Here is a 15,598-nt window from a genome sequence, read left to right as displayed (position 1 = left end):
AGCTTAAAAAATTTGATATTATCAAAGTTAAACAATATCTTGTAGTCGTTTAAACTATATGGTCTACATATTGTAATCGATTACAAAAAGAAATAAGTTGTTTTTATGAAATATACTGTGCTGCTTGCAACCGTTTTATGTGCTTCAATGAGTATTAAAGCTCAAACTGAAAAATGTACTTCTGAAGTTTGGATAGCGGATACCGGAAAACAAACATATACCAATCCAATTTTATATGCTGATTATTCAGATCCGGACGTAGTTCAAGTGGGGGAAGACTATTACATGACGGCTTCTAGTTTTAACGCAGCGCCGGGATTGCCAATACTCCATTCTAAAGATATGGTAAACTGGGAACTTATAAATCATGCGCTTCCTGTTATAACGCCGGAAGCACATTTTAAGATTCCTCAGCATGGGAATGGAGTTTGGGCCCCGAGTATACGATACCACAACAAAGAGCTTTATATTTATTGGGGAGATCCTGATTTTGGTATTTACATGGTAAAAACCAAAGACCCTTATGGAGTGTGGGATGAACCGGTTTTAGTAATGGAGGCTAAAGGATCAATTGACCCTAGCCCCTTATGGGATGACGATGGTAATGCGTATTTAGTACATGCTTGGGCTGGTAGTAGAGCCGGTGTAAAGAGTTTGCTTACAGTACATAAATTGAGCTCTGATGGTACCAAGATTTTAGATAGAGGTACACATGTATTTGATGGGCACGATGCGCACCCAACCGTAGAGGGGTCTAAATTTTATAAGAGAAATGGATATTACTACATATTTGCACCTGCTGGGGGAGTACCAACAGGGTGGCAATTGATTTTACGATCTAAAAATATATATGGTCCTTATGAGGAGAAAATTGTATTAGAACAAGGGACTACCAATGTGAATGGTCCGCACCAAGGGGCTTGGGTAGATGCACCCGATGGTTCATCATGGTTTTATCATTTTCAAGATGTTGGTGCTTACGGTAGAATAGTGCATTTACAGCCTGTGCAATGGGTTGATGATTGGCCTATGATGGGGGAAGATAAAGACGGTAATGGTATTGGTGAGCCTGTAATGACATACCGTAAACCAGTTAAAGGGAATTTTGAAGTGATGTCGCCTTGTGATACTGATGAGTTTGAAGGTAATGGTTTAGGGTTGCAATGGCAGTGGAATGCCAACCCTGAAGTGGTTTGGAGTGTTAAACTACCAGGGAAGTCTTATCTAAGATTATTTTCAATTAAGAAGATTGAGGGTACCAAGAATCTTTGGACGGTACCTAATCTGTTGTTGCAAAAATTTCCTGCACCAGATTTTAAAGCTACTACGCAAGTAACCTTAATGCCTGAAGATGCTACTACGGGTAAAAGTGCTGGTTTAATAGTAATGGGTATGGATTATGCTACGCTTACGTTAACCAATACTAAAAATGGTTTTGTGGTAAAACAAACCGTAGCTATAGATGCAATTGGTGCAGCTAAAGAAGAAACTGTAGAAGCGGTATCTTTAGATGGGGACAAAGTATATTTTAGAGTTGAGGTGTCTGGTCCTGACGGCTTGTGTCAGTTTAGTTATAGTACTAACGGGAAAAGGTTTAAAAGTATAGGGAAACCTTTTAAGGCTAAAGAAGGTAAGTGGGTAGGTGCTAAAGTAGGATTGTTTAGTATAAGTGAACCCGAAGTAAAAAGGGGCGGGTACGCTGATTTTGAATTCTTCAGGATAACCCGCTAACCCATTTTGCTTTTAAGGGGTAATGTACACGCCCTCCCATCCGAAATTGGTTTTTTCATAGCTGGCTCTGATGTGGTTAGGTCTTTTAATCTGTAAAATTTCTATTTTTTCCGGGATAAAATATAGAATGGTAAAGTTTCCGCCATGGTCATTATATTTTATATTGTTAGGGTTGTCAATAATAGTTCCCGGTATGTCGGAAGCTATATAGTCAATCTTGGAATAATCAGGAATAGTCTCCCATTTTTTTTGTAATTCCTCTTTGTCTTTCTCTACTTCTACATAGGCTACCATAGTAATTTGGGTTAAGGTTTCCGGATTAAAAAATAGAAGACTCACTTCATTATGCTCATTAATATGAGTCATTTTTTTAGAGCGTCGGTCGGTATAGGCCTGTAAAAATTGCCCATCAATAACATCTCTCAATACCATAGTTCGCTGTCGAATATGTCCATTTAAACCACAAGACGACATGAAAAAATAGCGGTACGGATGTTTCTTCTCTTTACTGGCTTCGGTAAGCTCTGTAAAGACGTTGTTTAGCATCTGTTTTGTCATAATCGTATTTTAAGTGTTATGTAATATACAAAAAATCAAATATATATAACAAAAATTAGCATAGTTATAAAATCTATAGTTAGTACCTTTGTGCCGAAAACTTAAACTCATATGCACAATATAGATATTGATCTGGTTGAAATGACTTTAGATGTCACTAAATATGTGATCAACAGAATTACAAAAACAGACCCTGAATTGGGGATGCCTAAGAAAGAAGAAGAATTAAAAGCATTGGTTGGTGAAACAATTACTGCAAAAGGTATTGGTGGAGAGAATGCTTTTCAGAAATGGAAAGATGTATTGGTTAAAGCTATTGTGCCTATAGACCATCCTAGGCACTTGGCATTTGTACCAGCTTCGCCAACACGTTCAGCTATTATGTTTGATTTAATAACGTCTGCTAGTTGTATACACGGAGCTTATTGGATGGAAGGCGCAGGAGGAATTTTTGCCGAGAACGAAGCTATGCGTTGGTTGGTATCTTTAACGGGTATGCCAGAAGGTGCTTTTGGTGTATTTACTAGTGGAGGTACAGCAGCAAATTTATCGGCTATGGTTACCGCTAGAGAACATTGGAGAGATCAATGTGAAGAAAACAAAGCGTACAAGGGGTTAATTATAACTTCTATTGGGGCGCACTCGTCTGTAAAGGCGATGGCAAAAGTGATTGATGCTGAAATATTATTAGTGCCTTCAGAAGATATTTTAACTTATGAAAGATTAAAAGAAACCATTGATGGCTTAGATGAACTAAGTAAAAAAAGATTATTTGCTGTTGTAGCTACAGGCGGTACTACTAATGCGGGTATTATTGATGATTTAGATGGGGTGGCAACCTTTTGTGAGGAACACCATATTTGGTTTCATGTAGATGCGGCTTACGGAGGTGGTGCTTTAGCAGCAGACTCTGTAAGGCATTTGTTTCATGGAATAGAAAGAGCAGATAGCGTAACTATCGATCCGCATAAATGGTTATTCTCACCATACGATTGTGGCGCTATTATATATAAGCATCCTGAATTGGCTAAGAAAGCACATTCGCAAGAAGGGTCGTATCTTGATATTTTTAAAGATGAAGGTGCGCAAGGCTTTAATCCGGCGGAGTATCAAATTCAATTAACCAGGCGTGTACGTGGTTTGCCGTTATGGTTTTCATTAGCTATGCACGGTACCGATAAGTACAAAGAGGCTATTGAAAGAGGAATTGAATTGGCGAATATCGCAGGAGAGATGGTTCGTAATAATTCTGAATTAGAATTGGTACGCGAGCCAAGTTTATCGTGTGTGTTGTTTAGAAAAATAGGATGGACGCCAGAAGATTATAAGGAGTGGACTTATAAAAACCAAAGAGAAGGTTTTGCCTTAGTAACCCCTACAAAATGGAAGGTTGGCGAGACTTATGAAACCGTGGCTAGGTTCTGTTTTATTAACCCAGATACCACCGAAGAAGATATAACTGCTATTTTAGCATCAATGAATTAATTAATAAATCTTATTTTTGCGCAAACAAATCAACCTCTATGAGTTCTGAAATTAGTAAAAGATACAGTCAACGAGGAGTTTCGGCCTCCAAAGAAGATGTGCACAATGCCATTAAAAAAGTAGATAAAGGTTTATTTCCTAAAGCTTTTTGTAAAATAGTACCAGATCATTTAACCAATGATGATGACTATTGTTTAATTATGCATGCAGACGGAGCCGGTACTAAATCGTCTTTAGCGTATATGTATTGGAAAGAAACCGGAGATATTTCTGTTTGGAAAGGTATTGCACAAGACGCATTGATTATGAATATTGATGATTTATTGTGTGTTGGTGCGGTAGATAATATCATGTTGTCTTCTACTATTGGTAGAAATAAGAACCTTATACCAGGAGAAGTTATTTCTGCTATTATTAACGGAACAGAGGAGTTGATTGCAGAACTAGAAAAATTTGGTGTTAAAATATATTCTACCGGAGGTGAAACGGCTGATGTAGGAGACCTAGTAAGAACTATTATTGTAGATTCTACGGTAACCGCTCGTATGAAACGTTCGGATGTAGTTGATAATGCTAATATTAAAGCAGGAGATGTTATTGTAGCGCTAGAATCGTTTGGACAAGCTTCTTATGAAACCGAATATAACGGAGGAATGGGGAGTAATGGTTTAACATCTGCGCGCCATGATGTATTTTCTAAATACTTAGCAGAAACCTATCCTGAAAGTTTTGATGCAGCCGTTCCAGAGGAACTTGTGTATTCAGGAAATGTAAAACTTACAGACGCTGTTGCAGATGCACCACTAGATGCTGGTAAGTTAGTGCTTTCGCCAACACGTACATATGCGCCAATTATTAAAAAAATACTTTCTAAGTATACACCTAACGAAATTCATGGTATGGTGCATTGTAGTGGAGGGGCACAAACCAAAATTTTACATTTTGTAGACAGTCTTCATATTATAAAAGATAACTTGTTTGAAGTACCACCTTTATTCAAGTTGATACAAGAGCAGTCTAAAACAGATTGGAAAGAGATGTATCAAGTATTTAATTGTGGTCACCGAATGGAGTTGTATGTAGATGCATCTTTAGCAAATGACATTATTGAAATTTCAGAGTCATTTAACGTAAGAGCTAAAGTTGTTGGACGAGTAGAAGCTTCAGAAACAAAAAGGCTTACCATTGAAAGTGAGTATGGTACATTTGAGTATTAAAAAAAGATAAGAAAAATAACTTTTTTTTAAGATAATTAGACCCTTGGATTTTGATATTCAAGGGTCTTTTAATATTACGAAAAATCATTTTATTTTCCAATTTAAAATTTAGTTAAAACATTAAAAGTTGTAAACTTTTTAGTGTTAGTAATTTTTTAATACTTTGATTTACAGTGTATTGACTGCTTTTTCTTGTTAACTTTGAAAAAAATAAAATTTTAGCGTTTCATTTTTAGTTAGATTTGTATTGTTAGAATTTCATAACGCTCATCATATTTTACAATGCAAATAACAAGAACCACGAAACCCCAAAAGACGTATACGCAAGAGGAGGCGATACAGGCGTCTATTGAGTATTTCAAAGGAGATGATTTAGCAGCAACTGTTTGGGTAAACAAGTATGCACTAAAAGACTCTGATGGGAATATTTACGAACTTACTCCGGATGATATGCACAGGAGAATTGCTAAAGAAATAGCAAGAGTAGAGAAAAAATATCCTAATTCATTATCAGAAGATGAGGTTTTTGATCTGATCAAAAACTTTAAGTACATTGTTCCGCAAGGTAGTCCAATGGCGGGTATTGGTAATCCATTTCAAATAGCATCACTTAGTAATTGTTTTGTGATAGGTAATAATGGAGCTTCAGATTCTTATGGAGGAATTATGAAGATAGACCAAGAGCAAGTGCAATTAATGAAACGAAGAGGTGGAGTAGGACACGATTTATCTCATATACGTCCGAAAGGTTCGCCAGTTAAAAATTCTGCTTTAACATCTACGGGAATTGTACCATTTATGGAACGTTTCTCAAACTCTACGAGAGAGGTAGCGCAAGATGGTAGACGTGGTGCTCTAATGTTATCGGTTTCTATTAATCATCCTGATGCGGAAGATTTTATAGATGCTAAAATGGAACAAGGTAAAGTTACAGGGGCTAATGTTTCTGTTCGTATTGATGATGCTTTTATGAAAGCTGTTGATAACGGAACCGATTATGTTCAAAAATATCCTATTCATAGCAATGATCCTGCATATACAAAAGAGATTAATGCCACACAGCTTTGGTCTAAAATAGTACATAATGCATGGCAATCTGCTGAACCTGGTATTTTATTCTGGGATACGATAGAGAAAGAATCTGTGCCAGATTGTTACGCAGATTTAGGATATAAAACAGTATCTACTAACCCATGTGGTGAGATTCCTTTATGTCCGTATGATTCTTGTCGTTTATTGGCTATCAATTTATTCTCGTATGTAGAGAATCCGTTTACTAAAGAGGCGTCATTTAATTTTGAGTTGTTTAAAAAGCATATTGCTTTTGCTCAAAGAATGATGGATGATATTATAGATTTAGAGTTAGAAAAGATTGATGCTATTTTAGCTAAGATTGATGCAGACCCAGAAGAAGAAGAAGTAAAAGCAGTAGAAAAAAACCTTTGGTTAAACATTCGTAAGAAAGCTTATGAAGGTAGAAGAACTGGTATTGGTATTACTGCAGAAGGAGATATGTTAGCATCTTTAGGATTGCGTTATGGCTCTGAAGAGGCAAACAAGTTTTCAGTAGAGGTGCATAAAACTATTGCAATAGAGGCGTACAGAGCATCTGTACATACTGCAAAAGAGCGTGGAGCATTTACTATTTTTGATGCAGAAAGAGAAAAAGAGAATCCGTTTATAGCACGTATAAAAGAAGCAGATGAAAAGCTTTATTATGAAATGCTAGAATATGGAAGAAGAAATATAGCGTTGTTAACAATTGCGCCAACAGGTACAACTAGTTTAATGACACAAACAACTTCTGGTATTGAGCCTGTATTTTTACCGGTTTATAAAAGAAGAAGAAAAGTAAACCCTAACGATAAGAATGTTCGTGTAGACTTTGTTGATGAGGTTGGAGATTCTTGGGAAGAATATGTGGTTTTCCACCATAGATTTAAGCAATGGATGGAGGTTAACGGAATTGAAACATCTACCAATTTTAGTCAGAAAGAGTTAGATGAGTTAGTGAAAAAATCTCCTTACTATAAGGCTACTTCTAATGATGTAGATTGGTTAAGTAAAGTACGCTTACAAGGAGATGTACAAAAATGGATAGACCACTCAATTAGTGTAACTATCAACTTGCCTAATGATGTTTCAGAAGAACTAGTGGGGCAACTTTATTTAGAGGCTTGGAAAGTGGGTTGTAAAGGGGTAACTGTTTATAGAGATGGTTCTAGAAGCGGAGTACTTATTTCTACTGAAGAGAAGAAAGAAGAAAACGGAGCTGGTAGTCTTTTCACAACAAAACGTCCGCAAGTGTTAGAGGCAGATGTGGTACGCTTCCAGAACAATAAAGAAAAATGGATTGCATTTATTGGTTTGATAGATGGAGAACCTTATGAAATTTTTACTGGTTTATCTGATGATGAAGATGGTATCTTGTTACCAAGATGGGTAGAAGACGGACTTATTATTAAAAACCGTAATGAAGATGGTACTTCTCGTTACGATTTCCAGTACGCCAACAAACGTGGTTATAAAACTACTATTGAAGGATTATCTCATAAGTTCAATCCGGAATATTGGAACTATGCAAAATTAATTTCAAGTACATTACGTCACGGAATGGCCATTGAAAGAGTAGTAAACTTAATTAATAGTTTACAGTTAGATACAGAATCTATCAATACTTGGAAAAATGGTGTAGCAAGAGCATTAAAGCGTTACGTACCAGACGGAACCGATGCTACCGGACAAAAGTGCGGAAATTGTAATAGTACAAATTTAATGTATCAAGAAGGGTGTTTAACCTGTAAAGATTGTGGCTCGTCTAAATGCGGATAAGCCTGTATACATAGTAACAACCAAGAAAACCCACTCATTTGAGTGGGTTTTTGTATTTTAAGGCAAAATGTTTTCCTGATTTTAGTCTTTATTTTTTCGGTTCTCGTACATTCTGATGCTAAAAATCATACCTCCGGTTAAAAATCCTGCTGCCCACGCCATAAGTATTAGTTTTATTGGTAAAAATCTAAATGCTAATGTATTTACCAAAAATAAAATGCTGAAAGATATTGATATAGCAAGGTAAATTTGCCATTTGTATTTAAAGAATTCCATAGGTTTTAAAATTACTGTTAGTTGAGAGTGTAAGATACAAATTTACACGTAAGATTTAACTTAATAATTTTAGTTTTTCAGATTAAGAAAAGTCGAATTATATGAATTTTTGTATTTGATTCTAGGGTTATACCTATTGGTTTTTAGGGTAACCCCTAGTGATAAAGGATATTATAATAAGTTATTTTGTAGATGTAAAAATAGGTGAGTTTAGCTCCTATAAAATTCTTAATAAATAAAATCAACTAACAATTTTAAACTATGAAAACTTACGCTTTAATGGTTTTTGCTTTTTTATGTTTTATGCCTTCATTAATGTCTGCACAAGATTGTAGAACTCTCTACAGTGACGGGCATAGTTATTACACTAAGGCTTACGAAAATTATAAGGAAGGGATAACCCTTTACAATAAAACTAAAAAAAGGGTAAACGGACTTGCAACCAAGCTTGCTTACGGAGAAGATATTGATGATGAGGTTAAAGCAATTTGTAATGACTTTGATAAAGTTCTTGATTATTATAATAGTGCTCAATATTATCTTACGGAAAAAGCGTTTCCTAAATTAAGAAGTGCTAAAAATACGTGCTCAGGTAGTGATAGAAATATTGTTCAAAAGTTGATAACTACTTGTGAAGCTTTAACTGATGAAATTGATGAAAGAAAGAGTAATATAGCTGCGTTTAAAGAAATGTATGGTATTTGTGAATAATTTTAAAATGTATTTAACAAGTCAATAAAAAATAAATCCGCTTCATCTGAAGCGGATTTATTTTTTATGGGTGTTCTAAATCTTCAATTTGCTTAAAGAAAGCTCTTTTGTCGGACCTAGTTTTTTCAATGTTTATAAGAATGGTGTCTAGTAATTCAATGGCTTCGTTAACATACATTCCTTTGTTTAGCATTACACAGTCGGCATGTTGAGCCATTACAGCATCGGTAATTTCTGCACGAGAGGGAATTCCTTTTTTAGCTAAATTCTCCATTACCTGTGTAGCCCATACCGCTGGTATATGAGCAGCATGGCAAATGCGTAACATTTCTTTTTGTACCAAGCCTATATTTTCCCATCCGCACTCTACGGCTAAATCGCCTCGGGCAATCATTACACCAACTAACTTATGCTGCATAGCGGCTAAGAGTATCTTTACAATGTTCTTGAAACCCTTCATGGTTTCAATTTTTAAAATAATACCAACCTCATTGTCTGAATGGGTGTTTCTTAATGCTTCTAGTAGGTCTTCTACATCGGTAGCTGTATTTACAAACGACATGTTAACTACGTCTGCGTGTTTAGCTACAAAATCTAAATCTTGTTTGTCTTTAGTTGTTAATCCTGCCAGTTGTAAGTTGCTTTCAGGGAAGTTGATTCCTTTATCAGCTTTCAGTTTAGCACCAGACTCTTTAGCGTAAGTAATGCGTACTTTTAAAACATCGCCAGTGTTCTCTTCAATAATACCTGAAATCTTACCATCGTCAAAAAGTATTACTTCTCCTTTCTTAACAAGGTTAAAAACTTTCTGAGAAGTGCATGATATACAAGCGGGTTTTAAGGTGTTTCCTTCTGCATCTAATTCCGCAGGTAATCCGTCAATTCTGTTTTTGTGAATATGAATAGCGTCTCCTTTTTTGAGTCTTATATATTGCTCTAAAGGCGGTATTTCACCAATCTTAAAGCTAATATTTTTTTTGAAAATAAATAGCTCATTTCCTGTTTGTAGATAGGCAGAGTCGTAACTATGTACCCAAATTAATTTATTTTCTTTTTCAATAACTTTCAGTTCACGGGTTTTGTCTCGCGTGTCGTAAAATTTTATCACATCACCTTCATCCAGCGCATTTAGCATACCTTCTGGTACGGGGATATAGTTGTGTTCCTCATCAGGAAATAATTCTCCTTCTTTAATTAAAATAGCAACCCCAGGATTAATAACAGCGCCTAAAGCATCGCGTTCAGGGGTTAGGTGTACTACTTTGGGGCCTGAGGTAATGTTGCCGGTACGTATTTTTGGGCCACCAAGATCCATAGAAATGGTTACTTTTTTATCAAGTTTTTCCATGGCAGTTTTGGTGTTGTTTATTATTTGTAGCCACGTATCTTTATCGTCATGGGCACAATTTATACGTACGGTGTTCATACCTTTCTCCATCATGTCATACACAATGTTAGGGTCTTTAGCTGAGGTGTTAGGTTGCGTAACCATAATTCTAACGTGGCGTTTTTTCTTTTTATCGCCCAAGAGTGATTTGGTACGCTTTTTTAAAATTTTTTGCCCCATTTTTAAGGAAACTGCAGGTTCAGTAGAAAGTTGAACTTCTTGTCCTAAGCTTAAGGCGAGTAGTTTTTTGGTAGCTATAAGGCTAGACATAATGTTGCCTTCTGCATTTTTTTGACCGCTAAATCCATTTTTAAATAAAAATGACTGTAGCTCTCCAGAGTGGTACCGTCTGTATACTAGATAATGTAGCAAGTTACGGCCACTGTAAATGTATTCACTGTTTAGTTTTTGAAGATGTGAGGCATATTTTTCTTCCTCTAAATAGCATAAACGAATAATTTCATTAATGGTATTTAATGCATTTTGGGTTTCTTCAATAAATTTTATATTCTCTTTATCCATGATATGTTTACTAAGTAGAAGTAGAAAGTTAAAACTGTCTATATTCAAATTTACGAAGGGCTTGTTATTTAATCAATTACAGAAAATGAAAAAAACTTTAAACTTAGTATGAAATGATATTTGTTTGAAAATGGTCTAAGTAGCACGGCTATTTACTAATAACCAGAAAATTTTGTAATTTTGCACTTTTAATCAAGAGTTTATATATGTTAGAAAGATTGCAATATGTAAAACAACGTTTTGACGAGGTGTCTGATCTTATCATACAACCAGATGTGATAGCAGACCAAAAACGTTATGTTGAGTTAAATAAGGAATACAAAGATTTAAAGGCTCTTGTAGATAAAAGAGAGGAATATATAATGCTTACTGCTAACCTAGAGGAAGCTAATGAAATTATTTCTGATGGTAGTGATGAAGAAATGGTGGAAATGGCTAAGATGCAGTTGGAAGAAGCCAAAGAGCGTTTACCTCAATTAGAAGAAGAAATTAAATTTATGTTGATTCCTAAAGATCCGGAAGATGCGAAAAACGTAATGGTGGAAATTAGAGCCGGTACCGGTGGAGACGAAGCTAGTATTTTTGCAGGAGATCTTTACAGAATGTACACCAAATATTGTGAGAGCAAAGGCTGGAGAACATCTTTAGTAGATATGAACGAAGGTACTTCGGGAGGATTTAAAGAGATTGTTTTTGAGGTTGCTGGTGAAGATGTATATGGTACCCTTAAGTTTGAAGCTGGTGTGCACCGTGTACAACGTGTACCACAAACAGAAACGCAGGGGCGTGTGCATACCTCGGCAGCTACTGTAATGGTATTACCAGAAGCAGAAGAGTTTGATGTACAAATTGACATGAATGATGTGCGTATTGATTTATTCTGTTCGTCTGGTCCTGGTGGGCAATCGGTGAACACCACTAAATCTGCGGTACGTTTAACGCACGTTCCTACAGGGTTGGTAGCGCAATGTCAAGATCAAAAATCACAACATAAAAATAAAGACAAAGCACTTCAGGTATTACGTTCCAGATTGTATGAAATGGAATTGGCTAAGAAGCAAGAAGAAGATGCTCAGAAGAGAAGTTCTCAGGTTAGTAGTGGTGACCGTTCTGCAAAAATTAGAACGTATAACTATCCGCAAGGGCGTGTTACAGACCATAGAATTGGTTTAACACTGTATGATCTTGATGGAATTATTAACGGGAATATTCAAAAAATTATAGACGAGCTTCAGTTGGTAGCAAATACTGAGAAGTTAAAAGAGTCAGAAGTATTCTAGAAAATAAACAAACAATGACAACGCAACAGCTTACTTCTGAAATTAGAAAAAAGAAGTCTTTTTTATGTGTAGGATTGGATATTGATTTGGCTAAAATTCCTTCAAGTTTTTTAGAGGAAGAAGATCCTATTTTTGAATTTAATAAAGCTATTATAGATGCTACTCATGACCTTGCCGTAGCCTATAAGCCAAATATTGCATTTTATGAGGCTTATGGTTTAAAAGGGTGGACTGCATTACAAAAAACGATTGCTTATTTAAACGAAAATTATCCGGAGGTATTTACCATTGCCGATGCAAAAAGAGGGGATATAGGAAATACTGCAGCTATGTATGCAAAAGCTTTTTTTGAAGACATGAGTTTTGATAGTATTACTGTTGCACCTTATATGGGAAAAGACTCTGTAGAGCCTTTTTTAAGTTTTGAAAATAAGCACACTATTTTGTTGGCTTTAACATCTAACAATGGCGCCTATGATTTTCAGACAAAAGCGTTAGATGGAAAACCACTGTATCATCAGGTGTTAGAAACCTCTAAAACGTATGTGAATAGTGAGCAGTTGATGTATGTTGTAGGTGCTACAAAAGCTGAATACTTTACAGAGATTAGAGCTATTGTGCCTAATGCTTTCCTTTTAGTGCCTGGAGTAGGAGCTCAAGGTGGTAGTTTAGAAGACGTTTGTAAATACGGTATGGCAGCTAATGTAGGGTTGTTGGTTAATTCTACTCGGGGTATTATATATGCTTCTAAAGGAGAGGATTATGCAGAAGCAGCAAGGGCGGAAGCCTTGAAACTTCAACAGCAAATGGAACGATTTTTATAGTTTTTTTTTATAAAAAAATATTGATTTATAAGGTGTAGTATGGTTTTCCATATTACACCTTTTATTTTTTTCTTAAATTTATTCTTTATATTTAAAAAAATTAAGGAATACCTTGCTTGCCTATAGAATTTTAAGAAACGAATCTACCTCTCAATGGCTTACATTAGTACACGGTGCTAGTGCGAGCGCTAGTATCTGGAAATATCAGATTGAGTTTTTTAAAAAGTATTACAATGTGCTTATTTTAGATTTTAACGGCTATAGTGAAGATACCACCTTTGTAGTTAATGAGACCAGTTACAGTTTTGAGCTTTTAGCTTCGGAAGTAGTTAAAATTATGCGCGAAGAAAATATTAAGAGCAGTCATTTTATAGGGGCTTCTTTAGGTAATATTATTGTAAGACAAATTATGGAAACTGATCCGCAGTGTGTAAATGCTGTGGTAATGACATCAGCTGTATTACACTTAAATTTTATGGCTACTTTAGTATTATATTCCTGTTTATTTCTAGAAAAGATTATTCCGCATAAATATTTATATAAGTTTTCGGTAGCTATAAGCTTTCCAATGCCATGTAATAAACCTAGTAGACAACTATTTTTAGAAAGTATGGACGAGTTTTCTAGGGAGATGTATCGATTGTGGTTGAAATTGGCAAAGGAGAATTTTGCTTTAATGCACTTCTTTAATCTAGTAGGGTTAAGGTCTGATGTGTTGTTTGTTAACGGAAATCAAGACTACTTATTTCTTCCATATATTAAAAAGTTTGTTAGAGAGAATGAGACTGCGGAGTTGAAAATTATCCAGAATGGAGGGCATGGCATTAACATAGATAAAAAAGAAATTTATAATAAAGAGGTGTTAATGTACTTAAGAAAAGTAGAAACAACTCAACGCTACAGCAGTACAGTATATGCTTATTAAAAAAGAAAAAGACCAAATGTACTTGGTCTTTTCTTGTGCTAATTCAAATTTTTTGTCCAACTATATGCCTAAACAGGAATGGTGCAAATGTCTAAAAATTAATATTTTAACAAGTTAACTAAACTTTAGCTATACATTAAATTAAAAGATATTATTTAGTCTTGTGCACCAAATACTTTTTGTAAAAGGTCTGTGGTTCTAGAAGATAAATCGGTTCTTATTTCTTTTTCTTCAACGGCAATCATGGTAAATACACCATTTAAAGCTTCCGATGTAACATAATCTATAAGATCTGGGTTTACCTTCTTAGCAAATGGGATACTATTATATTTTGTAATTATTTTTTTCCAAATATCGGCTGCACCTACTTTTGCAAAGGAGGAGTCTATTACAGGAGAAAATTTCTCGTACAATGCAGTGTTTGTTTTACCTTGTAAATAAGATGTAGCAGCGGTATCTTCCCCTAACAAAATATTTTTTGCATCGGTAAATGTAATGCCCTTAACAGCATCTACAAAAATAGGAGTGGCTTCTTTTACTGCATCTTCTGCAGCTCTGTTCATAGATTTGATTCCTTCATCAGCCAAATCTCCCAATCCCATTTTTCTTAGGGCTTTGTCAACTTTTTGAAGTTCTTCAGGTAGCACAATTTTAACCAATTCGTTTTTATAGAAACCGTCTTCTGCAGTTAGTTTTTGTACTTGCTCGTCAATACCTTTATCTAGGGCTTCTCGTAATCCGGCAGCAATTTCATCGGTACTCAGATTAATGTTTCCGTCAGATATAACAGTACTAGCGGTATTTATAACATCGCCTAATTTAATTTGTGCGTTGGTTTGTGTATAAACGAAGCCACTAAAGGCTAATGCTATAGCTATTTTATATTTCATTATCATGGGTTTTGTTTGTGTTTTTCAAAATAAAGATGTTCCTGCCTGATATCATACCTTTTTCAAGGATATTAAACAAAAATTAACAGTTGGTGTTTAACTGAAAATAATGGTTTTGTTGTCGTGTACAATAGTTTTTCTTTCTATATGTAATTTAATAGCTCTTGAGAGTACAATTTTCTCCAAATCTTTTCCTTTCATAACTAGGTCTTGAATGCTATGGGTATGTGTTACCCTAGCAACATCTTGTTCTATTATAGGACCTGCATCTAGTTCTTCTGTAACATAATGACTTGTAGCTCCTATAATTTTAACCCCTCTTTTAAATGCCGAATGATAAGGTTTTGCACCTACAAAGGCAGGTAAAAAAGAGTGATGAATATTTATAATCTTATTCGGGTATAAATCAATTATCTTTTGAGATACTATCTGCATATACCTTGCCAAAACAATAAAATCTATTTCAAATTCTTCTAGTAACGCAATTTGTTTACGCTCGGCTTCTGCTTTACTATCTTTAGTAACGGGTATATGGTAATACGGAATATTAAAATTGTTTGCTACCTGTTCTAAATCTGGATGGTTACTAATAATTAAGGGAATTTCTACATTCCATTCTTTGGCGTTGTATCTACTTAAAATATCATATAAACAGTGGTCATACTTAGAAACAAATAATGCCATTTTTGGAGTGTAGTCAGAAGCATAAATTTTCCATTTCATATTATATTGACCACCAATTTCCAATCCAAAGGTTTCTTTAAACTGTTCATAGTTAAAGTTAATGTCTTCAAAAGTGCTCTCCAATCTCATAAAGAAAATCCCATTTTGGCTATCTACATGTTGGTCTATATAAACAATATTCCCTTTTCTTTTGTATATGAAATTGGTAACTGCAGCAATAATACCAGAGGTATCTGAGCAGTGAATAAGTAGCATAATTTTTTCCATAGCTAAAGC

At 35.1% G+C, this 15,598-nt stretch carries 13 protein-coding genes; 9 read left to right on the top strand and 4 right to left on the bottom strand.

What is annotated here, in order from left to right; genetic code table 11:
* The first annotated feature begins 105 nt into the window (after positions 1–105).
* Complete coding sequence (locus tag Y10_RS15185; protein WP_281766266.1) at positions 106–1,731, top strand: glycoside hydrolase family 43 protein; 1,626 nt, start codon at positions 106–108, stop codon at positions 1,729–1,731.
* Between the two features lie 12 nt (positions 1,732–1,743).
* Here the strand turns inward: Y10_RS15185 and Y10_RS15180 are convergent, their stop codons facing one another.
* Complete coding sequence (locus Y10_RS15180) at positions 1,744–2,289, bottom strand: pyridoxamine 5'-phosphate oxidase family protein (RefSeq protein ID WP_281766265.1); 546 nt, start codon at positions 2,287–2,289, stop codon at positions 1,744–1,746.
* Positions 2,290–2,400: 111 nt separating this feature from the next.
* Between Y10_RS15180 and Y10_RS15175 the strand changes: the two genes are divergently transcribed.
* The 5 genes from Y10_RS15175 (at position 2,401) to Y10_RS15155 (ending at position 8,810) form a co-directional block, all read left to right on the top strand.
* Positions 2,401–3,774 carry a pyridoxal phosphate-dependent decarboxylase family protein gene (locus tag Y10_RS15175; RefSeq protein WP_281766264.1) on the top strand — a complete coding sequence of 458 codons (1,374 nt, stop codon included), beginning with the start codon at positions 2,401–2,403 and terminating at the stop codon, positions 3,772–3,774.
* Between the two features lie 38 nt (positions 3,775–3,812).
* Positions 3,813–4,991: an AIR synthase related protein gene (locus tag Y10_RS15170; protein ID WP_281766263.1), complete on the top strand. Its 1,179-nt coding sequence runs from the start codon at positions 3,813–3,815 to the stop codon at positions 4,989–4,991.
* Between the two features lie 282 nt (positions 4,992–5,273).
* Positions 5,274–7,823: an adenosylcobalamin-dependent ribonucleoside-diphosphate reductase gene (locus tag Y10_RS15165; protein ID WP_281766262.1), complete on the top strand. Its 2,550-nt coding sequence runs from the start codon at positions 5,274–5,276 to the stop codon at positions 7,821–7,823.
* Positions 7,824–7,938: 115 nt separating this feature from the next.
* Positions 7,939–8,070 carry a hypothetical protein gene (locus Y10_RS15160; RefSeq protein ID WP_281766261.1) on the top strand — a complete coding sequence of 44 codons (132 nt, stop codon included), beginning with the start codon at positions 7,939–7,941 and terminating at the stop codon, positions 8,068–8,070.
* A gap of 290 nt (positions 8,071–8,360) precedes the next feature.
* The gene (locus Y10_RS15155) at positions 8,361–8,810 is read left to right on the top strand and encodes a hypothetical protein (protein WP_281766260.1); all 450 of its coding nucleotides are present in this window, start codon (positions 8,361–8,363) and stop codon (positions 8,808–8,810) included.
* 64 nt (positions 8,811–8,874) lie between these two features.
* Here the strand turns inward: Y10_RS15155 and Y10_RS15150 are convergent, their stop codons facing one another.
* A complete protein-coding gene (locus Y10_RS15150; RefSeq protein ID WP_281766259.1) occupies positions 8,875–10,719 on the bottom strand; it encodes a pyruvate kinase in 1,845 nt (614 codons plus the stop codon).
* 206 nt (positions 10,720–10,925) lie between these two features.
* Here Y10_RS15150 and prfA point away from each other — a divergent pair, with 206 nt between their 5' ends.
* The 3 genes from prfA to Y10_RS15135 all read left to right on the top strand — a co-directional run bounded on the left by prfA (position 10,926) and on the right by Y10_RS15135 (position 13,748).
* On the top strand, positions 10,926–11,999 hold the full coding sequence (gene prfA / locus Y10_RS15145) for a peptide chain release factor 1 (protein WP_281766258.1): 1,074 nt from the start codon (positions 10,926–10,928) through the stop codon (positions 11,997–11,999).
* A 14-nt stretch (positions 12,000–12,013) separates the two neighbouring features.
* The gene (pyrF, locus tag Y10_RS15140; protein WP_281766257.1) at positions 12,014–12,823 is read left to right on the top strand and encodes an orotidine-5'-phosphate decarboxylase; all 810 of its coding nucleotides are present in this window, start codon (positions 12,014–12,016) and stop codon (positions 12,821–12,823) included.
* 112 nt (positions 12,824–12,935) lie between these two features.
* Positions 12,936–13,748, top strand: a complete 813-nt coding sequence (locus Y10_RS15135; RefSeq protein ID WP_281766256.1) for an alpha/beta fold hydrolase — start codon at positions 12,936–12,938, stop codon at positions 13,746–13,748.
* Between the two features lie 155 nt (positions 13,749–13,903).
* On the opposite strand, the gene Y10_RS15130 is transcribed toward Y10_RS15135, so the two are convergent.
* Both Y10_RS15130 and purU read right to left on the bottom strand, forming a co-directional pair.
* Positions 13,904–14,638, bottom strand: coding sequence for a DUF4197 domain-containing protein (locus tag Y10_RS15130; protein ID WP_281766255.1), 735 nt, complete (start codon positions 14,636–14,638; stop codon positions 13,904–13,906).
* Between the two features lie 96 nt (positions 14,639–14,734).
* The gene (purU, locus tag Y10_RS15125; protein WP_281766254.1) at positions 14,735–15,589 is read right to left on the bottom strand and encodes a formyltetrahydrofolate deformylase; all 855 of its coding nucleotides are present in this window, start codon (positions 15,587–15,589) and stop codon (positions 14,735–14,737) included.
* Positions 15,590–15,598: the final 9 nt, after the last annotated feature.

Origin of the sequence: Neptunitalea lumnitzerae (assembly GCF_027924185.1) — a bacterium.
Classification (GTDB): Bacteria; Bacteroidota; Bacteroidia; order Flavobacteriales; family Flavobacteriaceae; genus Neptunitalea; species Neptunitalea lumnitzerae.
Note: the sequence above shows the minus strand (reverse complement) of the source record. Positions and strands in the feature narration are given on the sequence as shown.